Here is a 26,980-nt window from a genome sequence, read left to right on the forward strand (position 1 = left end):
AAAAAGACGCAAACTTAAAGTTAATCTTTAAGTTTACGCCATAATGTGGCCCGGTTAATCCCCAGACGCTCTGCGGCCTTTGATTGATTGTTATTTTCCTCCTGAAGCACGAACTGAATAACTTCTTTCTCAATCTCCTTCAGCGTACCGTTCAACTTCATTGGGCTTGAAGAAGGTTGCTGATCCAGCAAGCGGGACAAGGTAGCCGTGGTGATTACATAATCTTGTTCGTTGAGTGCAGCCTGCTTGATCAGATGTTTCAGCTGGTTGACATTCATATGTGTGATCTGATCTTGGATCAGCTGTAGAGCATCTTCTTTGATTCTCACCGCAGTAGTTCCGTATTTGTGGTAGTAATCCGTCAGGAAATGCTGCATCAGTGGAGCCAGATCCTCTGGTCTATCCGCAAGATTTGGCATCATGATTGTATTAAGCTCCAGATCAAGTGACCACTGCGGGTTCATTATCTGTTCCCCGAGTATAAACACCCCAATCTGATTTTGAAGGCAGTTCTGGATAAAGGCGAGCAACTCCGGATCTTCCATACGTGTTTCCATGTGGTTAATCTCTACATTTCTAACCTTGGCGAGTGGTATCTTCTGCAAATGACCGGGCGGAACTTGCGAGAGATCCATCTGTAATAAGAGTCCGCCACCTGAGTACATCTGATGAATATGTTTGACCAGAAAAGATTTACCGGAATCTGCTTCACCCCGCAGATAGATCGGTTCATGATTCTCGTAGAGTGCCCGAATGTTCTGTAATACCGCCTGCATGGCAGGGGATTCGGCAACGATAGGCTCCATCGATGCGTCCGTAAACGTTGTTATGCCGAATTGTGCAAAGGCATAGGGTTGTCCTTTTTCCAGCATATATACCTTGTAGTTCTTGTTGTCCAGGGTCGTTTCATAGGCGTTAACCGTGAGCTGGTAATCGTCCACCATGAACACATTTTGGATCTGGGATTGATGGAACTCCAGACTGGTATTGGTCAGATATATGTGATTATCGGTCAGCGGATTTTTCCCAAAATCGGTCAGGTTCTCGAATACAACTTCATTCCGTTCATTTAAAATAAGTAAATTGGGATGTTCCCGTGTAACCAGGTCATTCAGTATGATCGATATCGCATGATTTTTGCTCAAATAACGGTAGACCAGCTGTGCATCCTCCATCGCTCTAAGGATGGATTCCTGTCCGGATTGGATTAACAACCCCTCCAGACCGTAGGTCTTCGCGGTGTTGACGGTGATCACATCTCCGACAATCTGTCGGTACCCGGAAGCTTTCAACTCCAAGAGTAATCGGGCGACATCTTCCGAGCTATGTATGGTATAGACCTTGAGGGGCAGATCCATCAGATCAATAATCGATTGTGCACCAGAGGTGATGTTGGAGAAGCCAACAATGGCTGTTTGGCCGTTAAACTGGCTTGCCAGGGTAAGTGAACGAATCATATCATAGCCCGATAACTGCACATCAATGACGGGAATGGTCACTGCTTTTTTTATGAGTTGGGCGGTTCCGCCGCGGCTGATGATAATCTCTGCACCGTTTTTCTCAGCTTGAGTTGCTAATTCCACACCGTTTGCCAAGTCGCCCACGTCCGTCTGAATGGTTAACTGGGGAAAGCGAGGAATGCACTCTTGTATAATAGGAATCATCGATTCGTAGGGAGCAATAAAGTGAACCAGTGTACGCATAATTTTCCTGCCTTTATAGAAAAATTTGATCCCCTTATTATAGCCAACTTACGAAGGAATGGCACCTATGGGGGAACCAGCCCTGTTGTGTCTGCAAAATGCCTGTGTGTTATGCCTTCATAACTCTCCGAGTGGAATGTGATGAAGTGCACTGAATCGAATCGTTATGTATTTCAAAATTAATGCATAATTGCACACGATAAGTATAGAGAAATGAGGAGATTTCATATGGGAGACATTCATAAAGTAGCTGAGCCGGATCACATCATTAAGGATGTTGTCGGGAAGTTCCCGTGCAGGGTGCTGTGGAGTGAGGGCCGCCCATGCTTGGAGTATCAGGGGGAAGAGGATGTGGCGTTAATAACCGAATACGTCCGCATTACGTACAACGTTGAGCTACTGGATGTGTTTTTCACAGCTGTGGAGAGCCTTCCGGTCGAGCCATAGTTAGGTAGGGATTTGTGGAATAGGAGCAAAGGACTAAAACCCATAATACCGATCCAAATCGGATCGCAGATGAAAGTATGCAATTCATTAATTAACTGTGATTGAGGAAGAATGATACTGATAATTATGAGTGATTTTTTTGATTATAAGGCGACACTATAAAGTGCTCGTCTTTTCTTATATTACGTTTTATAGTACGTATTTGGATCATAGTAACTCCACTTGCCATCGTGAAATGTGAAACGTATGTGGGCGTATTCATGTATTATAGTATACATATGAACTTTTCGGAGGAGGAACAAGTAATGGGAATCTTATCGAGGTTTAGAGACGTGATGAAGGCCAATGTGAACCACATGTTGTCTCGGGCGGAAGACCCGGAGAAAAGTGTGAATGAATATATGCGCAGCCTGAGCAGTGATCTGGGTCAGGTGAAGGCTGAAACGGCAGCGGTGCTGTCGGATGAGAGCCGGGCGAAGCGAGCATTGGATGAGTGCAGCGCCGAGGTCAACAAGTTACAGCGGTATGCGGAAAAATCGGCGGAGTCGGGAGACGAAGACAAGGCACGTGGTTTTCTGGAGAAGAAAGTGAAGTTGGCTGGCAAATTGAACGAATTACAGGCTGCCTATGAACGTGCTTCAGCCAAAGCCAAGATGATGAAACATATGAATGATAAACTCGTTGCAGATCTGGGGAAATTGGAGGCGCGGCATGCAGAACTGAAAGGTCGCATGGCAGATGCAAAGGCGCAGCAACAGGCCAACGAACGGAATGCATCTGCGGGCAGAGCTGATGCTGCATGGAAGGCCATGGAAGACAAGGCGAACCAGGCGCTGAACGAAGCAGAGGCTTTGGCAGAACTTCGTGCTGGGGCGCAGGAAGATGATTTGGACGAATTAATTGCCCAGTTGGAGAGGGACATGAACGCAGATGCGGGTAATAATGAGAGTGCGTCGCCAAGTGCAGAGGAAGAACTCGCAGCGATTCAGGAAAAGCTGAAGAATAAGTAATACGTTACACCATTTCGTTAACATTGAGGTGAGCAGATGCCGGTTATTGAATATAAGTGTCCAAACTGCGGCAGTGGTATGATCTTTGACAGTGTGTCAGGTGCATTATCCTGTCCCAGCTGCGGCCGCCAGGACAACATAGAGCAGATCCCCGATCCCTTGAAAAGACAAGTATTCACCGAAAACGAGGTCAAAGAATACCACTGTAACAGCTGCGGAGCTGACATTGTGACAGAACCGGAGACCAGTGCGACGACATGTAGTTTCTGCGGTGCAGCGGTTGTACTCAGTGATCGGCTGACGGGCAATCTGGCCCCTGCGATGGTGATTCCCTTTTCGATCAACAAGGATCAAGCCAAGCAGGCTTTCAAAAAGTGGTGCAAAAACGGCCTTTTAACGCCAAGTGGCTTCATGTCCGCCGATCGGATTCAGAGCATTACCGGCATGTACGTGCCGTTCTGGTTGTACGAGTTACATAACAAAATCGAAGTGCATGGTCGTGGCACCAAGGTCAGATCCTACACACAGGGCGACTACCATTACACAGAAACACAGCATTTCGATATATACCGCCGGATTCGGCTGAATTACGTGAATCTGCCCATTGATGCATCGGAGAAAATGAAGGATGAACTGATGGATAAGCTGGAGCCGTTCCCATATAACCAGCTGAAATTGTTCAAGACCCCGTATCTGGCGGGGTACATTGCGGAAAAATACAGTTATACAGATGAGGAACTTTTCCCACGGGCGAAGGATAAAACAAGATCGTACATTGATTCTTATATTGCCTCAACCGTATCCGGTTATAGCAGTGTGAGCTACACGGACAAACAGATTGATACTACGCTCAAAAACGCGGACTATGTGTTGCTCCCGGTTTGGATGGTCAACTATGACTATAATCGGGCACAGTATACCTTTGCCATGAATGGTCAGACAGGTAAAGTGGTCGGTAAACCGCCGATCAGCAAAGCCAAAGTGGCTGGATGGTTCGCAGGGGTATCTGCGGTCTCGTTACTGTCACTGAAGCTGGTTTCCTGGATGATGGGAGGTGGATTCTTATGAGGAAAAGAACCCCTCTGGCCGTGATGGCTACGCTCATTTTACTTATGATAACCCTTGTCGCTCCGTTGATTCCCATGTCATCGGCATCCGCAGCGGAGAGCAAAAATCTCATCTACGATGAGGCCAACCTGCTGAGTGAGCAGGAGATAAGTGAATTGAATCTACTTGCGAATCAGTATGGCGCAGAACGGCAGACGGACTTTGTAATCTATACCTCCAATAACGAGGAGCATAAAAGTGAAAAACTGCTTACCGAAGACTTTTATGACGATCAGGGATTTGGTTACGATAAAACGCATGGAAACGCAGTTATTCTTACAATAGACATGTACAATCGGAAGATGTATCTGGCTGGTTTTTACAAAGGGGAAGAGTACATCGATAATGGCAGAGCCGATAAAATTACGGCCAAAATTGCCCCAGATGTATCGGATGGAAATTATAGATTGGCTTTTGAAAAATATCTGGAGCTCTCCTACGAATATATGGATCTTAAGCCCGGGGTAAACCCGGATAATATCCTCTTCAATACGTGGTTTCAACTTGCTGTATCCGTGGCAATCGGAGGAATTGTAGTTGGTGTAATGACCCATCGTTCTGGCGGGCGAGTTACTGTCAATCGTGCAACATATGAGGATTCCAGTAATTCCAGTGTAATTGATCGTCAGGATCGGTACATTCGTACAACTGTCACCAAACGCAAGATTGAGAAGAACAATAATAACGGTGGCGGAGGCGGCGGTGGAGGAACTACCCGAGGTGGCCATTCCCATAGCGGTAGCAGCCGATCGTTCTAACATCATGGACACTCGTAATAACTTAACGCAGGCATGATGGCACACAATGCTTACTATAGAAGGGATGGGAATTAGTATGGGATTTTTCAGAAATCAGTTTTCGAATGTGGTGGAATGGGAAGAGTTCAGAGATGACATGATATTTTGGAAGTGGAGTAACCGGGAGATCAAGAAGGGGAGTAAACTTATCATCCGTTCGGGTCAGGACGCCATTTTCCTAAATAACGGTAAAGTGGAAGGGATTTTCGAGGACGAAGGATCATTTAATATCGATTCCGAGATCATTCCGTTTCTTTCTACATTAAAAGGATTCAAATTTGGATTCAACAGTGGCATGCGGGTCGAAGTCTTGTTTGTAAATACAAAAGAGTTCACCGTGCGCTGGGGCACACAAAGCCCGGTGTTGATTCCAACACCACAACTCCCTGGCGGGATGCCGATTCGGGCCAACGGAACATTTAATTTCAAAGTGAGTGACTATGTGACCCTGATTGATAAGATTGCAGGCATCAAACAGAGTTATCTGGTCGAGGATGTCAAAATCCGAATCACTTCTGTGCTGGATCAGCTTCTAATGAAGTGGATCAGCCGTGAAGGGAAGGATATGTTCAACCTGCAGGCCAATGCATCGGATATTGCCAAAGGTATTCAGGAAGATCTGGATATGCAGATGATGGACATCGGCATTGGGATTACCGGTTTCCAAGTGATGAGCTTCAACTATCCAAAAGAGATTCAGGATATGATTACAAAGACCGCTTCGCATGAGATGATTGGTAATCTGCAAAAGTATCAACAGGTCAGCATGACAGACGGCATCTCATCCGGTAAAGTACAGGGCGGCGGCGCAGCTTCGGATATGGCGGGTATGATGATTGGTATGAACATGGCCAATGAAATGATGAAGAACATGAACCAGAATCAAGGCCAAAACCAGAACAATAATTCCAATTCGTCTCAGAATCAGAATAACGATCAGAAACCAGCGGGAAATAGCAACGGTGATTCAAATACATCTTCATCTACAGAAGGCAACAAGAAGCCAAACTTCTGCCCGAACTGTGGAGCCAAAAATGAAGGAGCCAACTTCTGTCCGAATTGTGGGCAAAAGCTGGGCTAATCAAATCAATACATGTAGGGCTAGGTTCGTAGTAAGTGAAATTACTGCGGAGCTAGCCCTTTTTACTTTTGATAAAAGAGTTGACAACCGATCACAAATCATTTATCTTTAACTTAAGATATTTAATTTAAATATAAATAACAACCCAAACAAATATCTTTAATCCATTACATGAGGAGAGATCAAGATGATGATCCCAACATTGACCAGAATAAATGAACTTTCAAGAAAAGCTAAAGAGGGCGGATTGACGGAGATGGAAAAAGAGGAACAGGTTCGTCTTCGCCAGGAATATCTGCAAACTTTTCGCGGTTCGGTCAACGACATTCTGCTGAATGCAACCATCTATGATCCAAACGGCGATGACGTGACTCCTGATAAATTGAAACAAAAACAGGCCAATCAAAATAACGACTAGAATACAATTCGCTAGATCATATATCTTAATTTAAAGATAATACAAACTTACTATAAATCAATTAACTAACTCATTTAACTAACTCAAATATCTATAACACCTACTCGATTCAAAACATGCTTACCAAACCAAGGAGGAATTAATCATGACTATTCAAACAGCAGGTATTCACCATATTACAGCTTTCGCAGGAGATCCACAGGCTAACGTAGATTTTTATGCCGGAGTTCTGGGACTTCGTCTGGTGAAAAAAACAATCAACTTCGATGCACCTGATGTATATCATCTGTATTTTGGCGATGAGCACGGAAGCCCAGGTACCATCATTACTTTCTTCCCATCGGCTGGATCACCACGGGGGAAAATTGGTGGAGGTCAGGTCGGCATCACTTCCTATGTCATTCCTCCTGGGTCGATTGGCTTCTGGCAGAATCGGCTGGAACAGTATAACATTGAGGTAACCAAAACAAGTCGCTTCAATGAAGACCTGCTTCAATTCGAAGATGGCGAAGGCCTGCGGCTTGAGCTTGTTGAACGGGAAGAGGGAGCAACCAGCACTTGGGCGCACGAAGGCATTCCAACAGATAAAGCAATCAAAGGCTTCGGTGGTGCTGTCCTGTTCAGTGTTAACCCGCAAAGAACGATGGATGCTCTTGAGAAAATTTTGGGATTTGTCAGAGTGAGTGAAAATGAAGAATATGCTCGTTTCCGGTCCAGCGGGGATATCGGTAATGTCGTAGATGTTCCAGTGACCCGTATACCTCTGGGTATGGGCGGCGCAGGAACCGTGCACCATATTGCATGGCGCGCCAAAGACGATGAGGAGCATGCACAGTGGAGCGAAGCTGTACGTGATTACGGGTACCAACCGACTCCAGTGCGGGATCGTCAGTACTTTAACGGAATCTACTTCAGAGAAGCTGGCGGCATTCTGTTTGAAATTGCTACAGATCCTCCGGGCTTTGCCAAAGATGAACCTGCTGATTCGCTTGGACAAAAATTGATGCTGCCTGAATGGTTTGAGAAATACCGCCCTCAAATTGAGGACAATCTGCAACCGATTGTGGTAAGAACGCTCGTACCTGCTACAGCTGCGAACTAATAAGAGTTCTAGAAAAAACCTGAAAAAGCGAAGCGTTCGCCTAAAAGCTTTCTGAAAGAAAGCTACATCGGAAGCATATGCTATCCCCGGATTTCCCCTTAGGAAAAGGGAATCGAAAAATCTGGGGATAACAGCGATTGGAGGGTTATTCTGTCATCGAAGTGTAGGTGTAAATGAAAAACCTAAAGGAGCAACGAAGGATGATGGAGAAAAAGGTTACCTGGCTGGAGCTGTTTTACGATCTGCTCTTTGTAGCAGCGGTCGCCAAAGCGGGTCATGTCTTGTTACATGCCGAACATGGAGTAATTACGTTTGAATATTTAATGAAGTTTGTGCTTATTTTTATCCCTGTTTGGTGGGCATGGGTCGGTCAGACCTTGTTTATTAACCGCTATGGTCAAGATATCCTAATCCATCGAATATTCCTCATCCTTCAGCTTCTGTCCGTTATGGTCATGACGGCAAGCCTCTCTACCCATTTTGACCAATACTATCTGTCCTTCTTCATTGGATATATCGGCTCACGGGCATTTACGGCGATTCAGTATCTGACGGCTCACAAGTCAAAAGGCGAGCATCAGCAGCAAGCGGCTCGTTACTTGGGTATCTGTTTCCTTATTGGCATATTGATCTCATCAGGTTCATTGTTCTTCGATTCCTGGTTACGCTACGTGATTTTGTATGCGGGGATTGCTGTGGACATCGTGCTTCCGCTGATCGGACGCAAAAATCTGGTGAAGGTACCGGTTCAGACCCATCACTTGTTGGAACGTTTCGCGCTCTTTACACTTATCCTGCTGGGTGAATCGGTGGTAAGCATTATCGCGGTGCTGCAAGCCGATCATTGGGATATGAAATCCATTCTGTTTGCCGCCTTTACATCCATCTTTGTCATTGCGATATGGTGGCAATACTTCGACAATGTGGAGAAAAAGGTCAGCAAAGAGATTCAGACTGCCGGGCAAGCGATCATATACGGCCATCTGTTCATCTACATCTCTATGAGTATGATCGCCGCCTCAATTCAGCTGTTATATCAGAACCAGTTAAACTATGTGTTCATGATAGGGTTTGTATTTGGATCAGCGCTGTTGTATTTCTTGTCGACATCACTTGTGTTCCACCGTTACAGACACGCACATCTACGACTCCGGCCACGTCATCTGGCAGTCATGGTGGGGTTACTGGTGGCATTTGTCCTTGTTGATCTGGTCTACCAGGTTCCGGGTTATGTCATCATGGGCGAAGACATGTTATTCTTCCTGGTGTATGCGAAACTTACGACTTAATATATCAAAGGAATTCTATAGCCTTCTAGGTAGCAAAACAAACTAAATAACCGTTTTCCAGTAGTATACCGGAGAACGGTTATTTAGTTTGTACCTGAAATCGATTCCAGATGAGACACCATTAATAGTTATCTGATGATTCAGAGATGTTGATAGCAGTAGAGGCTACTTGTGTATCGGGTCTTAACATTTTTAAGGTCTTAACAATGGGTATGGGTCCTTTTTGACCATCAATGAACGTAGTGCCCGAATTTATTTGTGTTATCGGTTCGATAAGAAACGTTCTTGCTACATATGTTCCTTCCACTATTTTATCTATTCCAAGATGGATGTAAGCATTGTGATACACATCAAATATTAATAGGGCACAATTAATACTATTAACAGGTTGAGTGTAGTAAACGACTTGTGTTGAAGACATAAGTAGCTTGGGAATGAGATGGAAATTAACTAATTTACTTTTTACACTATTGAATCCACCCTTGTTTTTCTTTTTTAAATCTTCAAACGTAATTATACCGTTCATAACACCATTGAAACCTGGCATGCCCTTATATTTTGAAGCTGCGCGTTCCTTCAAAGTTTTATTGACAATACTTTGTAAGCCTACAAGATGACAAAAGTTTTCTTTGTTAAAATCTAAGTGAAGTACGGAGCCGTCTCCCAAGTTGTATGTAAATCGATATGGTAATAGATAGCTGATGTAGTAGTCGAGGAGCAATTTTAGGTTAATCTGATCTATTCTTGGTTTTACATCTAGTGAGTGTAAGTCGTGGACATGTGATATCCTTTCGAGCATATAGGTTCCCTCACAGTTTCTATTTACAAACTAAAAAAGACGCTAGGTAGATAGAACCAGCGCCTTCACAATTATAATATGGTGGCGACTAAAAGCTCTGTTCCGCGTCTTATTTAAAGTCCACCGCGGAGTGGAACTAGGGGTCGCCTTCCCCAGTGACCCTAAGGGTCCAAATATAGTATATTCCGTATTACCGTGTGTTATGCAACTAATTACTCTATTCCGCATCTTATTTAAAGTCCACTGCGGAGTGGAACCAAGGGTTGCAACCCTGGTGAGCACAGTACGCTCCTAATTTGTTGATATCACTAGTATACCACAAAAGCCTTTTAGTTCAACGAAATAGGAGGTATTATCCATACGTTTATCGGAATTAATTCCCTAAATATTATCCTTGAATCATTGTATTCTTAACGAATAATTGATTGAATGAGCGTGTTCTTACATCGTGGAACGGCGTAATTGTGTCTGCAACTTTTGACGTTAGGGTAATTTCTTCTCAAAAGCACAAATCTAATTTAATTTCTTCTATAGAATCTGTTAATATGAGACTATGTACAAGTGAATCTACCAGATCATAGAATATCTTTTATATAAAATGAGCGTAAGAAACAAACATGAAAACGGAGAGGACAGAAATAACCTGAAGAAGCATAAGCGTTCGCCTTTATCAACGGATTTCTCCCTTTAGGAAAAGGGAATCAAGAAATCGGGGGATAAGAGTGATCGAAGGGTTGTTCTGTCCTAGTAGTGGCCGAATGTACGTTTTGTTAGTTCATTTTATATATAGCGATTCGTAGATATGGGGATGACAATCAGGAGGGAAATCATTGAGCACACATCAAATCGGAGTTCCATTGGAAGGGTTTGCAGAGTTTAGTCGTACGGTTGCCGCTGAAGGAGCCGTTTTACTCAGAAATGAAGGCCAAGTGCTTCCACTTCGTGAAAACGAAAACGTTTCAGTTTTTGGACGGATTCAAGTCAATTATTATCGTAGCGGTACAGGTTCAGGCGGTAGTGTACATGTGGCTTATACAACGAATCTATTGGATGGTCTTCGCAGCAAAAAGAATATAACGGTCAATGAAGAGCTGGCAGCTGTCTATGAGAAGTGGATCGAGGAAAATCCATTTGATGATGGCGGAAAAGTATGGGCGGCCGAGCCATGGAATCAGAAAGAAATGCCTTTGACGGATGAACTGGTTGCACAGGCTAGAAGCAAATCCAGCAAAGCCATTATCGTGATTGGACGTACAGCAGGAGAAGACCAGGATAATGCGGATGCGCCAGGAAGTTACCAACTGACAGAAGATGAGAAAGCGATGTTGAAGCAAGTTACTTCGCAGTTTGAACACACAATCGTTGTGCTGAATGTCTCAAATATCATCGACATGAGCTGGTTAAACGAAACGTATCTACATCCGATCCAAGGCGTAATTTACTCCTGGCATGGCGGTATGGAGGGTGGTAATGCGATTGCCGATGTGCTGGCGGGGGACGTTACACCAAGCGGTAAACTGACAGATACGATTGCATATTCCATCGAAGATTACCCTTCGACAAGCAACTACGGCAATGAGTTCAAGAACCTGTATCAGGAAGATATCTATGTAGGTTATCGTTATTTCGAAACGTTTCGACCTGAGCGTGTTCAGTTTGAATTCGGTTACGGCCTGTCTTATACGACGTTTTTGGCTCAGCACGAAGAAGCAAAATCAGTAACCAAAGACGGCGAAACCTACATCGAAGTTCGTGTAAATGTGACCAACTCAGGTACAACATATGCGGGCAAAGAGGTTGTGCAAGTTTATTATGAAGCACCACAAGGCAAACTGGGACAACCGGTGAAGGCGTTGGTGGCTTTTGGTAAAACAGGATTGTTACAGCCGGGTGAGTCAGAAATTCTTACGATCAGCTTCCCGATCCATGCCATGGCATCTTACGATGATGCAGGTGTTACGGGCCATGCTTCCGCATATGTTTTGGAAGAAGGCACATACCGACTGCATGTAGGAACCAGTGTGAAACAAGTGCAGCATATCAGCATTGATGGCCAGGATGGCTATAGTGTTGAATCTCTTCAATTGGTGGAGCAACTGCAAGAAGCGATGGCCCCAACTGAAGATTTTACACGGATGAAACCAGGTTCGCGCAAGGAAGATGGATCTTATGAACTGACTTATGCAGAAGTACCGAAACGTAAGATATCCATGGCAAACCGGATTGAGCAGAATCTCCCGCAAACGCTGGAGCAGACAGGTAACCAGGGCCACAAGCTGAGTGACGTTAAGGCTGGCAAAGTGAGTCTGGAAACCTTCATCGCTCAACTGAGTGATCAGGATCTAGCGGCAATTGTCCGTGGCGAAGGCATGAGCAGTCCGCTCGTTACTTCGGGGACGGCCTCCGCATTTGGTGGTGTCAGCGACAGCCTGTTTAACTACGGTATTCCGGTAGCATGTACGGCAGATGGCCCGTCTGGTATTCGTATGGATAGTGGAGAGAAGGCAACACAGGTATCCATTGGTACGTTGCTTGCGGCCACATGGAACAAGGATCTTGTTGAAGAGTTGTATGTGATGGAAGGACAGGAATTGCTGAGAAATCAGGTGGATACCCTGCTCGGACCTGGACTAAATATCCGCCGGAGCCCGCTCAATGGCCGGAACTTTGAGTACTTCTCCGAAGATCCGCTGATCTCGGGTGTATTTGCCGCAGCATGTACGAAAGGTATCATGAAGGGTGGTTCCAATGCCACACTGAAACACTTTGCCTGCAACAATCAGGAGAAACACCGCAGTAAAGTAGATGCTGTTGTCTCCGAACGTGCACTGCGTGAAATTTACCTGAAAGGGTTCGAAATCGCAGTCAAAGAAGGCGGAGCAAACTCCATCATGACTTCTTACAACCCGGTTAACGGACACTGGGCGGCATCCAACTACGACCTGAACACGACGATTTTGCGTGGCGAATGGAATTTCGAGGGTATCGTCATGACCGACTGGTGGGCAATTATGAACGATGTGACCGAAGGTGGAGAGGCTGATCGCAAATACACCAACTGGATGATTCGTGCGCAGAATGATCTCTACATGGTTGTACCGAACTACGGCGCAGAGATTAATGGCTGGGACGATAATACGATTGAATCTTTGGAAAATGGAACATTGACTCGCGGAGAGCTGCAACGCTCGGCGATCAACATCTGCAAGTTCATCATGAATGCACCGGTGTCAGGTAGAAAACACGAGATCGTGGAGAACGTCGCTTCGTTCCAAGCGAATACATCTCTATCTGCTGCACAGGCCCAGGTTCTGGTTGAGAATGCACAGGTGAAACCTGCGGTAGCTGAATCCGTCTATATGAAAGTGAGCGAGGCCGGCCATTATCGGATTATCGTACAGATCATGTCCCCAGAGCCGGAACTCGCTCAAAGTGCATGTAACCTGCTCCTGAATGACCAGTTGGTGACCACCATTCAAACGAATGGTACGGAAGGCAAATGGATCAGACAGAAACTTGTCAAAGTAGACCTTGAAGCAGGACTGTATGAATTGAAACTGGACTTCACCAAACCAGGACTTCAGATTGACTGGATCGAATTCAAGCAGGTGTAGAAGATAATCGGAAATATCAGGTGATAAGAGCAATCGAAAGGTTGTTCTGTCATCCAAAGCAGAATACGTTGGTATATGACAAAGGACACTGTACGCGGGTGTCCTTTGTTGTAACACAGAATAGCTACTGTTATGATAGTGTTATGAGATTCGTAGTTCTGAACAATGGGGTCAGGGGTGTTGCGAAGAATGAGAAATTATAATTTTTTAAGTCCAATCCTGCTGGTTGTGGTGGCGCTGATTGTAAGAGGCCTGGTGACTAACCTGGGAATTCTTTTCGGATTATCACAAGAAGTGGCGAGTAATATTGCCATGATAGCCATGATTATTGCTGCACTGATTATGTTTAATCGAATGACGAAGGCTCGGCGTAGAAAATAGAAAAAGATCGGATAACCAGAAGGTTATCCAAGACATGAAGACACCCTCCGGGTGTCTTTTTTTGTATTGACGTTCTGATCCTAACGTTTTAGACTATTGCTAATAAATAATAACATTATAAATAACAAAAATAACAAAATGATCAGACGAAGTACATGAAATCCGTTGCGCTCTCTATTTGCTAGCCCATTCCGGCCCCCAAAGGAGAATCCAATCATGAAGATCATTACCGACAAATCATATATCGTTCAGGACGGCCAGCCTTTGCAGATTGTCATCTGGAAGCTGACCGTCTTCAGATAATGATGAAGAAGGACCGCAGGAGCGCTGATGAAGCGTTCAGTCGGTCCTTTATGTCATGGATCAGGCTGTGTGCTGTTCGAGTGATGTCTATCGATACGGGTTAACGGTTCTAGAATAATCTACGATGAAGTGAAGGGAGCGATCCTTATGGAAAGACAGCCTGTATTGGAAGTCATCGCTGTGGATGCGGCAGATGCCAAAGCAGCTGAGGAGGGAGGGGCTGATCGGATTGAGCTGGTGTCTGCGATGTCTGAAGGAGGGCTTACCCCCAGTTATGGTGTCATGAAGCAAGTGCTGTCTCAAGTCTCCATCCCAGTGTATGTCATGATCCGTCCACATAGCCGCTCGTTCCGCTATAGCGCAGATGACATCCACGCTATGACCCGGGATGTACGCGTGGCGAGGGAACTTGGAGCCGCTGGCATCGTGATCGGCGCTCTTACAGGAGATGGTGAAGTCAACCTCATATCCTTGCAATCATGTATGGCCGAAGCACAGGGTTTGGGCGTTACGTTTCATCGGGCAATTGATGTGAGCACAAGCCTGACTGAGGCGCTCAAGGCCATTAACACATTGGGAAACGTGGAGCGTGTGCTTACATCGGGAGGGAAACAAACAGCGCCTGAAGCCATACTGGAACTGAAACAGCTCCAGGACCTGGGGCAAACCTTGAACATCGCTGTCATGGCAGGGTCGGGGGTCACCATAGAGGGAATTCAAACGCTCGTGAGTCAGACGGGGATCACAGAGATACATATGGGATCAGGCGTGAGGTACAAAGGTAGCTTTAATTATCCCATTGATCCACATTTGGTTGAAGAAGCCCAGCAGCAGTTATTGCTTGCATCACAGCCATTCATGGACAGTAGTATACTGAGTAGCGGTCCAAGCAAGGGTGGTCCAATGATATAGGGATGCGCTAAATAAAAGGAGTGATACGCCATGAATTATGAACTGCAACCAGCCGAATGGATTAAGTCCGCAGCACAGGTCAGCCCATCCGAACGCCAGCTGAGATGGCAGGAGATGGAGTTCTACGCGTTTATTCATTTTACGGTAAATACATTTACGGATCAGGAATGGGGCACTGGGGAGGAAGACCCAGCGATTTTCAACCCTTCTGAACTGAGCGCAGCGCAATGGGTGCAGGCGTGCAAGGCTGCCGGGATGAAGGGGCTGATTCTGACATGTAAGCATCATGATGGGTTTTGTTTGTGGCCAAGTCAGTTTACAGCGCATACGGTCGCGGCTAGTCCATGGAGGAACGGTGCGGGGGATTTGGTTCGGGAAGTCGCTGATGCCTGCCGTCAGGGTGGATTGAAGTTTGGCGTGTACCTGTCTCCTTGGGATCGGCATGAAGCCTCTTACGGAGATTCGGAGAGGTATAACGAGTTTTTCCTCCATCAGTTGCGCGAGCTACTCACGAATTATGGCGACATCTTCTGTGTATGGTTCGATGGTGCATGTGGTGAGGGTCCGAATGGCAAAAGGCAGGTCTATGACTGGGACGCCTATTATGCGCTTATTCGTGAACTTCAGCCCGAAGCTGTCATCTCGGTATGTGGCCCGGATGTTCGCTGGTGTGGCAATGAAGCGGGACACACACGGGAATCGGAATGGAGCGTTGTGCCAGCGCATATGCAGGATAATGAGAAGATTCAGGAGCAATCGCAACAGGTGGATGATGGTGAGTTCGCCACAAGGATCAATACGCAGGACGGTGATTTGGGAAGCCGAGAGGTCATTCGTTCCCAAGGTGAGCAACTGATCTGGTACCCTGCCGAGGTGAATACCTCGATTCGCCCAGGATGGTTCTATCATGCCAGTGAAGATGATCAGGTCAAAACACTGGAAGAACTGCTCGCCGTCTATTACGGCGCAGTGGGGGGCAACGCCACCTTTTTACTCAATCTGCCACCGGATATGCGTGGTCTCATTCACGAGCGGGATGTGGAGCGACTACAGGAATTGGGAGATTCACTGCGCACCATTTTTCAGGAAAATTTCGCCTTGCAGGCGCTGGTAAAAGCATCGGGGACGATGGATGAACAACATGCCGTATCGGAAGTGCTCACGGAACGACGGGATACGTATTGGTGTCCTCACGAAGGAACGGAGCAGGCTTGGATCGAGCTGGATTTGCAGGGGGAACGATCGTTTGACCGGGTGGTGCTGATGGAACATATCCAGACAGGCCAACGGATTGAGCGTTTTACGCTGGAGTCGCAGAGGGCAGATGGTGGTTGGGAAGAGTTTTACAAGGGGACGGTGGTGGGGTATAAGCGAATTTGCTGTTTCCCACAGGTTACATCGAGAAAGATGCGTTTAAGCATTCATGAATCCAGATGGTGCCCTACGTTGTCCGGGTTAGGCATATATCTGAGCGAGCGGGGAGGGTTGTAATATGGCCGTGCTAACGTATAAAGGTTCACAATTTATGTATGATGGCGAGCCCATTCAGATTTTGTCGGGTGCCATTCATTATTTCAGAGTGGTCCCCGACTATTGGGAGGATCGGTTACTCAAGCTGAAAGCCTGCGGTTTCAATACGGTGGAAACGTATGTGCCGTGGAATGTTCATGAGCCCCAGCCGGGCCAGTATTGTTTTGAAGGCATGGCTGATCTGGAACGTTTTATTCGCATTGCGGGAGATGTGGGTCTGCATGTGATTGTTCGTCCAAGTCCTTATATATGTGCCGAGTGGGAGTTTGGCGGATTACCTGCCTGGCTGCTTGCCGATGATGAAATTCGTCTGCGGTGTAGTGATGCAAAATTTCTGGAGAATGTGGATCGTTATTATGATGTGCTTTTGCCCAAGTTGAAACCTCTTCTGAGCACCCATGGCGGGCCGATCATTGCAATGCAGATTGAAAATGAGTACGGCAGCTTCGGGAACGACGCGAGTTACCTGCATTATTTACGTGATGGCATGGTAGAGCGCGGTATGGATGTGTTGTTATTTACCTCGGACGGACCGACAGACCACATGCTGCAAGCGGGATCAGTCCCGGGGCATCTGGCTACAGTTAATTTTGGATCAGGAACGGAAGGAGCGTTCGCCAAGTTGCGTGAATATCAGGCGGATGAACCTTTGATGTGCATGGAGTATTGGAACGGCTGGTTCGATCACTGGGGTGAGTCACATCACACCCGAGAAGCCACAGATGTGGCTGGTGTGTTTGAGGAGATGCTTCGAGCAGGAGCCTCGGTTAACTTTTACATGTTCCACGGTGGAACGAACTTTGGATTTTATAACGGGGCGAACTGTCAGCAGAAGGATCAATATGAACCGACGATTACAAGTTACGACTATGATTCACTGCTCAGTGAATCCGGGGAGCCGACAGCGAAGTTCCATGCGGTGAGGGACCTTATTGCTCAGTATAGCGGCGAAGATCTGGGTGAGCTTGTGCTGCCAAAATCGAAGGGGACTATCGCCTATGGGCGAGTGGAGTTGACCCAACAGGCGTCATTACTGGCGCAGATGGACCGGATATCAGTCCCGGTACAACGCACGAATCCAGAACCGATGGAGAAGCTGGGTCAGGATTATGGCTTTATTTGTTATCAAACCCGAATATCCGGGCCCAGGGAGCGACAGGAACTGGTGGTTCAGGAGGTTCGTGACCGTGCGCTTGTGTTTGTTGATGGGCAATTTCAGGGCGTGCTGGAACGGGGGAATACGGCATTATCGGTTTCCTTTGCAGTGCCGCCTGAGGGCGCAGATCTATTGATCCTTGTTGAAAATATGGGGCGAATTAACTATGGTCCGTACCTGAGAGATCCGAAGGGCATCACCGAGGGTGTGCGACATGGCTTTCAATTTTTATATGATTGGACGATTCATTGTCTGCCATTAACTGATCTGTCGGGTTTACAATTTAGTGATGTGATTAGCGAAGCAATTAACGAAGTACAGGGACCAGCATTTTATCGAGGAGAGTTTAATATCACGGATGTAAGAGATACTTTTCTGCGACTGGATAGCTGGACCAAAGGGGTTGTATTTGTAAACGGATTCAATCTGGGTCGCTACTGGAATAAAGGGCCACAAAAAACACTGTATGTACCTGCTCCGCTCCTACATGAAGGTGAGAATGAAATCATGGTATTTGAGCTACATCAGACGGATGATCTGGCGGTAACGTTCGTGGATACACCGGATTTGGGCTAGAAAAAGGAAAATAGGTGAGCCAAACGATTATTGAGAATTGTTGTGTCCGCCAGAAAAAGGTATACGTTGGGTATGGACATTGACTACAAGAGAGGATGAGGAAAAATGAAAGTTGGACTCAGCACCTACAGTCTGCAACAAGCATTGGATCGCAAAGAATTAACCGTACCAGATGCCATTCGTTGGATCGCCGATCAGGGCGGGGAACATGTGGAGATTGTACCGATGGGATTCAGTCTGATCGATAATCCGGAGTTGATTGATGAGATTAAAGCTGTGGCAAAAGAGGTCGGGATCGACATTTCCAATTACGCCATCGGCGCAAACTTCGCTGTTCAGGAGGACGCCGAAGCGTTGGAGCAAGAGATCCAGAATGTGATGCGACATGTGGATGTGGCTGCTGCGTTAGGTCTGAAGCTGATGCGTCATGACGTGGCTTTCCGCCCTGCACCAGAAGGAACCGTAACACAGTTCGAGATCGACCTACCGGTACTGGTGAAAGCCTGTCAGCGGATAGCCGATTATGCAGCGGGTCTTGGAATCACAACAAGCATTGAGAACCATGGATACTATGTGCAGTCGAGTGAACGCATTCAGCGTTTGTTACACGAAACGGCGCGGAGTAACTTCAAGACCACGCTGGATGTCGGCAATTTCCTCTGTGTGGACGAAGATCCGGTGAGTGCCGTAAAAAATAACATTCCGTACGCGTCGATCGTGCACGCCAAAGACTTCTACTGGAGACCTTCCTACCGGAATCCGGGTGAAGGCTGGTTCCAAACCTCGCATGGCAATTACCTGCGCGGTGCCATTGTGGGCCAAGGCGATATCGACATGCCTGAGGTGTTCCGTGTGTTGAAACAATCCGGGTATGACGGATATATCTCGGTTGAATTTGAAGGCATGGAAGATTGCAAAACGGCCTCACGCATTGCCATGGATAACGTCCGCCGCCTATGGGAAGAGGCATAGGGCTGAGTACTTGTTTTAAATGAATAAAAATTGAATCCAATTCTAAAGAAGGCGTGAGTAACAGAGGGGAAGCTTGGAACTGTAGGAGCGTTAGCGACCGCCTTTGTCTGCGGATTTCAACCGCTAGAGCGGTCAATAAAAGAAATTTGCAGACAACAGCGGCCGAAAGTCCAAGCATTCACCGTCGTTACGTTAAGCCAAATATTATAATTTCTTGAGTCAATTCATATGAAAACGATGGAGGAATCAGCACTATGCCCAAATTGAAAGTCGCCGTTATCGGTGCCGGATCCATATCCGATTGCCATTTGCAAGCCTACGCCAGTAACCCGGACGTTGAAATATACGCTATCTGCGACCTGAATGCAGAACGTGCCACAGAAGTGGCGAAGCAATATAATGCACCTCATGTGTTTACCGATTACAAAGAATTGCTCGCACTGCCCGAGATCCATTCCGTCAGCATCTGTACATGGAACGACTCTCATGCCGAGATTAGCATTGCTGCTCTGGACGCAGGCAAAAACGTGTTATGTGAGAAACCACTCTGCCAAACGGTGGAGGATGCCCTCGAAGTAGAGAAGGCGGTTCATCGCAGTGGAAAGCTGCTGCAAGTCGGTTTTGTTCGCCGATATAGCGACAATGCACAAATTCTGAAGAAGTTTATCGACGAGGGTGAGCTGGGCGAGATCTATTATGCCAAAGCCTCCAGTCTTCGTCGTCTGGGCAATCCGGGTGGCTGGTTCTCGGATATCACCCGCTCCGGCGGCGGCCCGCTGATCGATATCGGGGTACATGTGATCGACATATGCTGGTATCTGATGGGCAGACCGAAGGTGAAATCCGTCTCCGCTAACGTATCCAACCGTTTAGGGAACCGCTCGAACATTAACAATCTATCGTTCTACAAAGCAGCGGATTATGATGCAGATCAGAACACCGTTGAGGATATGGCAAATGCCCTGATTCGTTTTGAGAACGGCGCGAGCCTACTCGTGGATGTCAGCTTCACGCTCCATGCCAAAGCGGATGAGACTTCGGTCAAACTATATGGCGACAAAGGCGGTGCCGAGCTGGAGCCGGAAATTTCGATCATCGGTGAGAAATTCAACACCATTTTGAACATGACTCCACAGGTGGATTTCAAATCATTCGACTTTATGGGATCGTTCCGCAATGAAATCAACCATTTTATCGATATCACACAGGGCCGCAAAGAAACACTTAGCCCCGTTGAAGACGGCGTCGAAGTGATGAAAATGCTCTGTGCCATCTACGAATCGGCACGCCAGGGCCGCGAAATCACGCTGTAATTGGGGCCTTGCAATACGGAGATGCTCAAGTTGATACTTTACTACTCCCGTGCATTGAAAGTTATGAGCACTTCGCTCCTTTTCAATGAAAAGCTCCGCTCCGGGCGGGATTTGGAGTCGTCCTCTCCGCTTGCGGTTGGAGCAGAGCATGGAGCGAGCGCTAACGAATCTGAGGCGTCTTATTCAAGGGTTTGGAGCGCTAGCCGAAATCTAAGGAACCTGACACATGCTATATCAGAATAATCAGCAGTTTACAGCGTTTTTACCACCTAATTTCGGGAAATAACGTGTCTGATGTTCATTACAATTTAAAAAGAGGATCAAAAGGCTAAATAAGACGCCCTGTGTTCCTTAGAAAAAACTTTACCCATTCACCAGGATCAGCCGCTTGTATTTCAAAACGTTATAAACGCACTGACATCCATCATCATATATCTTCCCTGAATTTGAAGGCAAACCCTATATAAACTAATCGTTACGCCAAAACGGAGAACACAAAACCAATCCAAAACAACGAATCGCACTCTCTCTGATCTTGTATTCCCTATAGAAACGAGGGAAATAAGGGGTCCATAGTGATTGGAGAGGGCACCGCACTCGAAATAACAGAGTTACTAAGCCCCTTAATAGTCACACTAAAAATGACAGGATTTGCGATGTCCTTCTTAGTTGAATTAAACATTTACACGATAACGGAGAGGGCAGAAGAAATCTGAAGAAGCGAAGCGCTCGCCTTTATCCCCGGATTTCCCCTCTAGGGAAATAATCAAAAAAATCTGGGGATAACAGCGATCGGAAGATTATTCTGACCGCGCAGTGGCCGAGTGTAAACCTATGTGTTCAGCGTTTGACATGAAATCCAGAGGAGATGAAACAGGATGAGCGAAACCAAAGAAACCGTACTGGAGCAGGAAGAGCAGATCGTCGAAGCCGGCGTGCACAACTTTAGCAAAGAGGATGAGTGGATCAAACCGGAAGATCCGCTGCTGAATGAGCGGCTGGAGTGGTTCAAGGACCAGAAGCTGGGGCTGATGATGCACTGGGGACCCTATTCCCAGCTTGGTCTCGTGGAATCCTGGGCGCTGAGCGACGAAGATGGCGATTGGTCGCGCGATGACATCGACTGGACGGATGACATGGAAGACTTCAAGCGGGAATATTTCGATCTGAACAAAACTTTCAATCCGATTCGCTTCCAGCCCGAGGAATGGGCACAGATGGCGGCAGATAACGGGTTCAAATACTTCCTGTTCACCACCAAACACCATGACGGTTTCTGCATGTGGGATACCAAGACGACGGACTACCGGATTACGGGGAAGGACACGCCTTTTCATACCCATAAGTATGCGGACATCTGTCGAGCACTATTTGACGCTTTCCGGGCCAAAGGACTCGGCATCTCAGCGTATTTCTCCAAAGCGGACTGGCATACCCCTTATTACTGGGCACCGGGCATGGAGCGTGGACGTCATATGTGGCGCGGCCCTTCGTATGATCCCCATAAGTATCCGTGGCTGTGGGAGAAATTCGTGGAGTTCACACATGAGCAGATCATGGAGCTGCTGACGAATTACGGGCGAATCGAATGTCTGTGGCTGGATGCTGGATGGGTGCGCGAAGGTCGCCATGGTCAGGATATCAGGCTTGGAGAAGTCGTGGAACGGGCGCGTCAGACCACACAACCTTGGCTCCTGTCCGCAGATCGCACCGTCGGTGGACCGTATGAGAATATCGTTACCCCCGAGCAGACCATACCGGAACATCCGATGAACATTCCATGGGAGAGCTGTATTACGGTGGGGAACTCCTTTGCCTTCGGATTCGATGATCAGTATAAAACGGGAAGACAGCTGGCACATATTCTACTCGAAGTCGTGTCCAAGGGTGGTAACCTGGCGCTGAATGTAGGTCCACAACCCGATGGCCGTCTGCCAAAAGGGGCAATTCGAGGCATCAAGGGCCTCGGTGAATGGCTGAGTACTCATGGAGAAGGCGTCTATGGAACCCGGATCTGCGGGCCATATTTCACGGAAGATTGGGCTTTCACTCAGAAAGAAGAGATCAACACCGTGTATGCCTTCCGTAAATACCGAAACGAGAATGAGACCGTACAACCACAGTTAATCATTCCTTATCTGGAAAAGGTAGAGCGGATCGAACTCGTCGGTAGCGATGACGTACTTTCGTATCAGCAGACAGAAGACGGACTTCTTGTGGATCTGCCCCAATCCGCTACAACCAATGAAGCTCCCATCACACATACGTTCAGATTGGTCACAAGCGCATAGAGGTTGTTCAAAAAGTCCCCAATTGATCACGAAGTAAACCACGAAGCGAACTCGACATCGAATCTTGCGTTCACCTTCGGAGTCCGGTGCTCATGTAGGTTTGCCTACACTCCGCTCCTCCTCCTTCAGGTTCTCGCAACCTTCTCGGTGCTGAATCGTTAACTTTTTGAACTTGCATGTAAGAATACCATGTCAATTCCGGGGGAGATATAACAGCCTCCGGGATTTTTTTATTCATACATAAGGGACACGATTCCCAATAGAAACGGCTCGCAATCGCTTGTCACACAAGGGTTTGTGGAATAAAGAGAAGTCGGAGAAAATTGCAAATTGATGAAAGTTTACTCTTCGATGTACTATCAAATCAAGAAAGCGCTACCTGATATGAATGTTTACATCATGTTTGTTAAACATGGAACTAGGAACAGAAAAAAGGATGTTTAAGGGATGTAAATGTAATGTATTATTACACTTGAGGTGTAGAAGGAGTGACGCAAATGAGTCGAGCTACGGAAAGCATACCCGCCAAGATGGAACTCCAGCAGAGGAAACATGTGGAGCCCAAGCGGCAGCATCCATTCATCAAAAGCCTCAAGAAACACTGGGAACTCTACCTGCTCGTGTTGCCCCCGGTATTGTATCTGTTGATCTTCAAGTACATCCCTATGGTGGGTGTCCAGATCGCCTTCAAGGACTTCAGTGTAGTCAAAGGAATCTGGGGAAGCCCGTGGGTCGGATTCAAACACTTTGAAGCCTTCTTCCAATCTCCAAACTTCTGGCTGTTAATCAAAAACACGATAGGCATCAGCTTTTATTCCTTAATTGCGGGTTTCCCTATTCCCATCCTGCTGGCGCTGGCGCTGAATGAGATTCGAACGGGTTACTTCAAGAAGACCGTGCAGATGGTCACTTACGCTCCGCATTTTATCTCAACGGTTGTCATGGTATCCATTATCATTCTGATGCTCTCCCCGCATGTGGGCGTAGTAGACAAGCTGTTCACACTGCTCGGCTTCCCGATGACCAACTTCATGGGCATTCCGGAATACTTCAAATCGATCTATGTCTGGTCAGGTGTGTGGCAGGGCATGGGATATTCATCAATTATATATATCGCAGCTCTTGCTGGTGTTGATCCATCTCTCTATGAAGCAGCAAAGATGGACGGCGCATCAAGGCTTCGGAAAATATGGCACATCGACCTCCCATCGCTCGTTCCAGTCACCGTTATCATGCTGATTCTGAGTCTGGGCAGCATTATGGGCGTGGGCTTCGAGAAAATATACCTGATGCAGAATCCACTCAACACAAGCGCTTCGGAGGTAATCTCCACGTATGTGTACAAGGTGGGTCTGATCGGGGCGAATTTCAGCTTCTCCTCGGCAGTAGGGTTCTTCAACTCCATTATCAACCTGATCCTGCTGGTTATCGTCAACGGCATATCGCGCAAAGTATCCCAGAACAGCTTGTGGTAAAGGAGGAGTTTATCCATGTTCAACCTGATTAATCGTAACCGGATCAAGGACCCACTCGGTGACCGCATTTTCATGACATTCAACTATATCTTTCTGTTCGCCATACTGCTAACAGTGTTTTATCCGCTTTTGTATATCATCAGTTCTTCGTTCAGCTCTTCACGAGCCGTGACATCCGGTCAGGTGTGGCTGTTCCCGGTAGACTTTAACATCAAGGCGTACATCTCCATTTTCAAAAGCCAACAGCTTATGCTCGGTTTTTATAACACGATCATCTACACCGTGGTGGGCACGTTCATTAACGTGGTGCTGACCGTCATGCTGGCGTATCCTTTGTCACGAAAATCATTCTATGGACGAGGTGCCATCATTATTTTCATGATGATCACGATGTTCTTTGATGGCGGTCTGATTCCCACCTACCTCTTGATGAAGGATTTGCACCTGCTCGATACACGTTGGGCGATGTGGCTGCCCGGGGCGCTCGCAGTATTCCAGGTCATCGTGGCAAGAACTTTCTTCCAATCTTCCATTCCGGAAGAACTCGGGGAGGCCGCGGAAATGGACGGTTGCCGGGATATCCGGTATCTGATCAGCGTAGTTCTTCCCTTATCAAAGCCCATTCTGGCGGTCATGACACTTATGTATGCCGTAGGTCACTGGAATGCGTACTTTGATGCATTGATCTACCTGCGTTCCGAGAAATTGTTCCCTCTACAATACGTGCTTCGCAATCTGCTTATCCTGAACGCGGCTGATCCGGCGATGCTCGCCAATACCAGCCAACAGATGCGGGACCAAGGGTTCGAGCAGGTGTTGAAATATGCACTGATCGTTGTGGCGAGTATTCCAATTCTGATCATGTATCCATTTGTACAGAAGCATTTTGTTAAAGGGGTCATGGTTGGTTCCCTCAAAGGTTAATCTTTGTGAGTTAAGCCTGGTTGCCTCTTGAAAGGAGGTGGAAGGAACACGCCGGCTTCCGGGATCGATTTTATACACGTGCAGTACAAGTCAATAATTTGCCGTTATGAACAAAAAGGAGGAGTCAGATTGAGAAAATCTTGGATTTCGATGTTGTTTCTGGTCTTTGCTTCGATGGCTTTGTTGTCCGCATGCAGTTCATCCGAGGAATCGGGTGGAAGTAGCGACGGTAGCGGGGAGAGCGGCGGTCCTGTAACCATGACCCTCTTTGCTCCGCAAGGCAAAGCGTCCATGGAAGAGAATGAATTCACCCAATTTATCGAAGACAAGTTCGACGTTACCCTAAAATGGGATCTGGCCCCAACGGACGCCTTGCAGGATCGCAGACAATTGCTGCTGGCTAGTGGTGATTATCCGGAAGTATTTCTTCACGGCAAGTTCACCACCTCAGACCTTCAAACCTATGGAAAACAGGGCGTGTTCCTTCCGCTACAAGATCTGATTCAGAAGTATGGTCCGAATCTGACCAAGATTATGGAAGAGAAACCATACTTCAAAGAAGCCATTACGGCACCGGATGGCAACATCTATGCGTTGCCAATCTTCAATGAATGTTACCACTGTACGTATGCACAGAAATACTGGATCAACACGGAGTGGCTCGATAATTTGGGCCTGAAAATGCCAACCACAACTGATGAACTGTATACCGTTCTGAAGGCGTTTAAGACACAAGATCCGAATGGTAACGGGAAAGCGGACGAGATTCCACTTACAGGTGCACCGAACAAGTATGTATGGAATGGCAACATTGATGCCTACCTGATGAATAGCTTTATATACAATGATAACGACAAATACCTGATCGTGAACGATGGCAAGGTGAGTTTTGCCGCCAATCAGGAAGGCTGGAAGAAAGGGCTGGAGTACATGAACAAGCTGTATGCAGACGGCCTGATTGATCCGGCTTCCTTCACACAGAACGATCAGGCGATTGGACAGCTGGGGAACAAGGAAGGCGACGAGGTAGTTGGCTCCATTACAACCGCGCTGGTCAGTTATCTCGTGAATACTTATGACAAAGATATCACCCGTCACCAGCACTGGGAGATCGTTCCTCCATTGAAAGGACCGGATGGAGTGCAGACGACAGGCGCCACGCAGAGCGTAGGTGAGTTTGAGTTTGCCATCACGAACAAAGCGACAGAAGCACAGCAGATTGCCGCCATCAAAATCGTAGACTACATGTTCAGTGAAGAAGGTGCGCTGTACGCGGAGTATGGACCAACTGAAGGCAAGGGCTGGAAGAAGGCGGATGCCGATGAGAAAAACATCAATGGCGAGCCGGCCAAATACAGCTACTACAACCTGCCTGAGCGTGATCCAAACGTTGTTGTGAACGAGAGCTGGTCACAGATCGGAGCACATGACTTGTCCAACACGTTCCGTAATCTGTTTGCAGAAGGACAGAATCCATTAGAAGCAGAGGGTTATGGTACACGTCTGGCTCAAGCAACCAATGTGTATGAACCTTATGCACCCAAAGAAGTATACCCTGCGAACGTGTTTATCCGTCCGGAGGATACGGAATCAGCTGCACAACTGACTACGGCCATTAAGGATTATGTGCAGACGAATATGGCACAGTTCATTATTGGCAGCAAAAGCATTGATAAGGAATGGGATTCGTATGTCAAAGGCTTTGATGGTCTCGGACTGAGTAATTACCTTGAGATCTACCAGCGTGCCATTGAGAAGAATCAATAATTGAAGGATTCAA

Annotated in this window: 21 protein-coding genes; 19 read left to right on the forward strand and 2 right to left on the reverse strand. The window is 46.9% G+C overall.

Annotated elements, in window-relative coordinates; all coding sequences use genetic code 11:
• Positions 1 to 20: 20 nt before the first annotated feature.
• The gene (locus tag MHI55_RS01075) at positions 21 to 1,703 is read right to left on the reverse strand and encodes a PrpR N-terminal domain-containing protein (protein ID WP_340388343.1); all 1,683 of its coding nucleotides are present in this window, start codon (positions 1,701 to 1,703) and stop codon (positions 21 to 23) included.
• A gap of 228 nt (positions 1,704 to 1,931) precedes the next feature.
• Here MHI55_RS01075 and MHI55_RS01080 point away from each other — a divergent pair, with 228 nt between their 5' ends.
• The 8 genes from MHI55_RS01080 to MHI55_RS01115 all read left to right on the forward strand — a co-directional run bounded on the left by MHI55_RS01080 (position 1,932) and on the right by MHI55_RS01115 (position 8,954).
• Positions 1,932 to 2,150, forward strand: a complete 219-nt coding sequence (locus MHI55_RS01080) for a hypothetical protein (RefSeq protein ID WP_340388345.1) — start codon at positions 1,932 to 1,934, stop codon at positions 2,148 to 2,150.
• A 305-nt stretch (positions 2,151 to 2,455) separates the two neighbouring features.
• Entirely contained in the window at positions 2,456 to 3,160 is a 705-nt protein-coding gene (locus MHI55_RS01085; RefSeq protein WP_340388347.1) for a PspA/IM30 family protein, read from the forward strand.
• A 36-nt stretch (positions 3,161 to 3,196) separates the two neighbouring features.
• A complete protein-coding gene (locus MHI55_RS01090) occupies positions 3,197 to 4,228 on the forward strand; it encodes a hypothetical protein (RefSeq protein ID WP_047841485.1) in 1,032 nt (343 codons plus the stop codon).
• Positions 4,225 to 5,025, forward strand: coding sequence for a TPM domain-containing protein (locus tag MHI55_RS01095; RefSeq protein ID WP_340388349.1), 801 nt, complete (start codon positions 4,225 to 4,227; stop codon positions 5,023 to 5,025). Before MHI55_RS01090 ends, MHI55_RS01095 begins: the two co-directional genes overlap by 4 nt.
• 76 nt (positions 5,026 to 5,101) lie before the next feature.
• Positions 5,102 to 6,145: an SPFH domain-containing protein gene (locus MHI55_RS01100; protein ID WP_340388351.1), complete on the forward strand. Its 1,044-nt coding sequence runs from the start codon at positions 5,102 to 5,104 to the stop codon at positions 6,143 to 6,145.
• Between the two features lie 190 nt (positions 6,146 to 6,335).
• On the forward strand, positions 6,336 to 6,563 hold the full coding sequence (locus MHI55_RS01105) for a DUF896 domain-containing protein (protein ID WP_145326414.1): 228 nt from the start codon (positions 6,336 to 6,338) through the stop codon (positions 6,561 to 6,563).
• A gap of 145 nt (positions 6,564 to 6,708) precedes the next feature.
• Positions 6,709 to 7,665 carry a ring-cleaving dioxygenase gene (locus MHI55_RS01110; protein WP_340388353.1) on the forward strand — a complete coding sequence of 319 codons (957 nt, stop codon included), beginning with the start codon at positions 6,709 to 6,711 and terminating at the stop codon, positions 7,663 to 7,665.
• A gap of 200 nt (positions 7,666 to 7,865) precedes the next feature.
• Positions 7,866 to 8,954 (forward strand): low temperature requirement protein A, encoded by a 1,089-nt coding sequence (locus MHI55_RS01115; protein WP_340388355.1) that lies wholly within the window; start codon positions 7,866 to 7,868, stop codon positions 8,952 to 8,954.
• A 121-nt stretch (positions 8,955 to 9,075) separates the two neighbouring features.
• Here the strand turns inward: MHI55_RS01115 and MHI55_RS01120 are convergent, their stop codons facing one another.
• Positions 9,076 to 9,753, reverse strand: a complete 678-nt coding sequence (locus MHI55_RS01120) for a PBECR4 domain-containing protein (RefSeq protein ID WP_076254248.1) — start codon at positions 9,751 to 9,753, stop codon at positions 9,076 to 9,078.
• A gap of 830 nt (positions 9,754 to 10,583) precedes the next feature.
• Between MHI55_RS01120 and MHI55_RS01125 the strand changes: the two genes are divergently transcribed.
• The 11 genes from MHI55_RS01125 (at position 10,584) to MHI55_RS01175 (ending at position 26,967) form a co-directional block, all read left to right on the forward strand.
• Positions 10,584 to 13,367, forward strand: a complete 2,784-nt coding sequence (locus MHI55_RS01125; protein ID WP_340388357.1) for a glycoside hydrolase family 3 C-terminal domain-containing protein — start codon at positions 10,584 to 10,586, stop codon at positions 13,365 to 13,367.
• A gap of 189 nt (positions 13,368 to 13,556) precedes the next feature.
• Positions 13,557 to 13,748, forward strand: coding sequence for a hypothetical protein (locus tag MHI55_RS01130; protein WP_340388359.1), 192 nt, complete (start codon positions 13,557 to 13,559; stop codon positions 13,746 to 13,748).
• A gap of 450 nt (positions 13,749 to 14,198) precedes the next feature.
• On the forward strand, positions 14,199 to 14,963 hold the full coding sequence (locus MHI55_RS01135) for a copper homeostasis protein CutC (protein ID WP_340388361.1): 765 nt from the start codon (positions 14,199 to 14,201) through the stop codon (positions 14,961 to 14,963).
• 30 nt (positions 14,964 to 14,993) lie between these two features.
• Positions 14,994 to 16,454, forward strand: coding sequence for an alpha-L-fucosidase (locus MHI55_RS01140; RefSeq protein ID WP_340388363.1), 1,461 nt, complete (start codon positions 14,994 to 14,996; stop codon positions 16,452 to 16,454).
• Position 16,455: 1 nt separating this feature from the next.
• The gene (locus MHI55_RS01145; protein WP_340388365.1) at positions 16,456 to 18,225 is read left to right on the forward strand and encodes a glycoside hydrolase family 35 protein; all 1,770 of its coding nucleotides are present in this window, start codon (positions 16,456 to 16,458) and stop codon (positions 18,223 to 18,225) included.
• 105 nt (positions 18,226 to 18,330) lie between these two features.
• The gene (locus MHI55_RS01150) at positions 18,331 to 19,197 is read left to right on the forward strand and encodes a sugar phosphate isomerase/epimerase family protein (protein WP_340388367.1); all 867 of its coding nucleotides are present in this window, start codon (positions 18,331 to 18,333) and stop codon (positions 19,195 to 19,197) included.
• Between the two features lie 254 nt (positions 19,198 to 19,451).
• On the forward strand, positions 19,452 to 20,510 hold the full coding sequence (locus MHI55_RS01155) for a Gfo/Idh/MocA family oxidoreductase (protein WP_340388369.1): 1,059 nt from the start codon (positions 19,452 to 19,454) through the stop codon (positions 20,508 to 20,510).
• 878 nt (positions 20,511 to 21,388) lie between these two features.
• Positions 21,389 to 22,801 carry an alpha-L-fucosidase gene (locus tag MHI55_RS01160; protein WP_340388371.1) on the forward strand — a complete coding sequence of 471 codons (1,413 nt, stop codon included), beginning with the start codon at positions 21,389 to 21,391 and terminating at the stop codon, positions 22,799 to 22,801.
• A gap of 530 nt (positions 22,802 to 23,331) precedes the next feature.
• The gene (locus tag MHI55_RS01165) at positions 23,332 to 24,276 is read left to right on the forward strand and encodes an ABC transporter permease subunit (RefSeq protein ID WP_223868815.1); all 945 of its coding nucleotides are present in this window, start codon (positions 23,332 to 23,334) and stop codon (positions 24,274 to 24,276) included.
• A gap of 15 nt (positions 24,277 to 24,291) precedes the next feature.
• A complete protein-coding gene (locus MHI55_RS01170) occupies positions 24,292 to 25,200 on the forward strand; it encodes a carbohydrate ABC transporter permease (protein ID WP_017691189.1) in 909 nt (302 codons plus the stop codon).
• A 129-nt stretch (positions 25,201 to 25,329) separates the two neighbouring features.
• Positions 25,330 to 26,967 (forward strand): extracellular solute-binding protein, encoded by a 1,638-nt coding sequence (locus MHI55_RS01175; protein WP_083677571.1) that lies wholly within the window; start codon positions 25,330 to 25,332, stop codon positions 26,965 to 26,967.
• The last annotated feature ends 13 nt before the right edge of the window (positions 26,968 to 26,980 follow it).

It is taken from the genome of Paenibacillus sp. FSL E2-0151, assembly GCF_037993015.1.
In the GTDB taxonomy this organism is placed as follows: Bacteria; Bacillota; Bacilli; order Paenibacillales; family Paenibacillaceae; genus Paenibacillus; species Paenibacillus amylolyticus.

What these genes read in the sequence shown, in the direction of transcription:
- MHI55_RS01075 (WP_340388343.1), bottom strand. Translation starts at nt 1,703, where the DNA reads ATGCGTACACTGGTTCACTTTATTGCTCCCTACGAATCGATGATTCCT.
- MHI55_RS01080 (WP_340388345.1), top strand. Translation starts at nt 1,932, where the DNA reads ATGGGAGACATTCATAAAGTAGCTGAGCCGGATCACATCATTAAGGAT.
- MHI55_RS01085 (WP_340388347.1), top strand. Translation starts at nt 2,456, where the DNA reads ATGGGAATCTTATCGAGGTTTAGAGACGTGATGAAGGCCAATGTGAAC.
- MHI55_RS01090 (WP_047841485.1), top strand. Translation starts at nt 3,197, where the DNA reads ATGCCGGTTATTGAATATAAGTGTCCAAACTGCGGCAGTGGTATGATC.
- MHI55_RS01095 (WP_340388349.1), top strand. Translation starts at nt 4,225, where the DNA reads ATGAGGAAAAGAACCCCTCTGGCCGTGATGGCTACGCTCATTTTACTT.
- MHI55_RS01100 (WP_340388351.1), top strand. Translation starts at nt 5,102, where the DNA reads ATGGGATTTTTCAGAAATCAGTTTTCGAATGTGGTGGAATGGGAAGAG.
- MHI55_RS01105 (WP_145326414.1), top strand. Translation starts at nt 6,336, where the DNA reads ATGATCCCAACATTGACCAGAATAAATGAACTTTCAAGAAAAGCTAAA.
- MHI55_RS01110 (WP_340388353.1), top strand. Translation starts at nt 6,709, where the DNA reads ATGACTATTCAAACAGCAGGTATTCACCATATTACAGCTTTCGCAGGA.
- MHI55_RS01115 (WP_340388355.1), top strand. Translation starts at nt 7,866, where the DNA reads ATGATGGAGAAAAAGGTTACCTGGCTGGAGCTGTTTTACGATCTGCTC.
- MHI55_RS01120 (WP_076254248.1), bottom strand. Translation starts at nt 9,753, where the DNA reads ATGCTCGAAAGGATATCACATGTCCACGACTTACACTCACTAGATGTA.
- MHI55_RS01130 (WP_340388359.1), top strand. Translation starts at nt 13,557, where the DNA reads ATGAGAAATTATAATTTTTTAAGTCCAATCCTGCTGGTTGTGGTGGCG.
- MHI55_RS01135 (WP_340388361.1), top strand. Translation starts at nt 14,199, where the DNA reads ATGGAAAGACAGCCTGTATTGGAAGTCATCGCTGTGGATGCGGCAGAT.
- MHI55_RS01140 (WP_340388363.1), top strand. Translation starts at nt 14,994, where the DNA reads ATGAATTATGAACTGCAACCAGCCGAATGGATTAAGTCCGCAGCACAG.
- MHI55_RS01145 (WP_340388365.1), top strand. Translation starts at nt 16,456, where the DNA reads ATGGCCGTGCTAACGTATAAAGGTTCACAATTTATGTATGATGGCGAG.
- MHI55_RS01150 (WP_340388367.1), top strand. Translation starts at nt 18,331, where the DNA reads ATGAAAGTTGGACTCAGCACCTACAGTCTGCAACAAGCATTGGATCGC.
- MHI55_RS01155 (WP_340388369.1), top strand. Translation starts at nt 19,452, where the DNA reads ATGCCCAAATTGAAAGTCGCCGTTATCGGTGCCGGATCCATATCCGAT.
- MHI55_RS01160 (WP_340388371.1), top strand. Translation starts at nt 21,389, where the DNA reads ATGAGCGAAACCAAAGAAACCGTACTGGAGCAGGAAGAGCAGATCGTC.
- MHI55_RS01165 (WP_223868815.1), top strand. Translation starts at nt 23,332, where the DNA reads ATGGAACTCCAGCAGAGGAAACATGTGGAGCCCAAGCGGCAGCATCCA.
- MHI55_RS01170 (WP_017691189.1), top strand. Translation starts at nt 24,292, where the DNA reads ATGTTCAACCTGATTAATCGTAACCGGATCAAGGACCCACTCGGTGAC.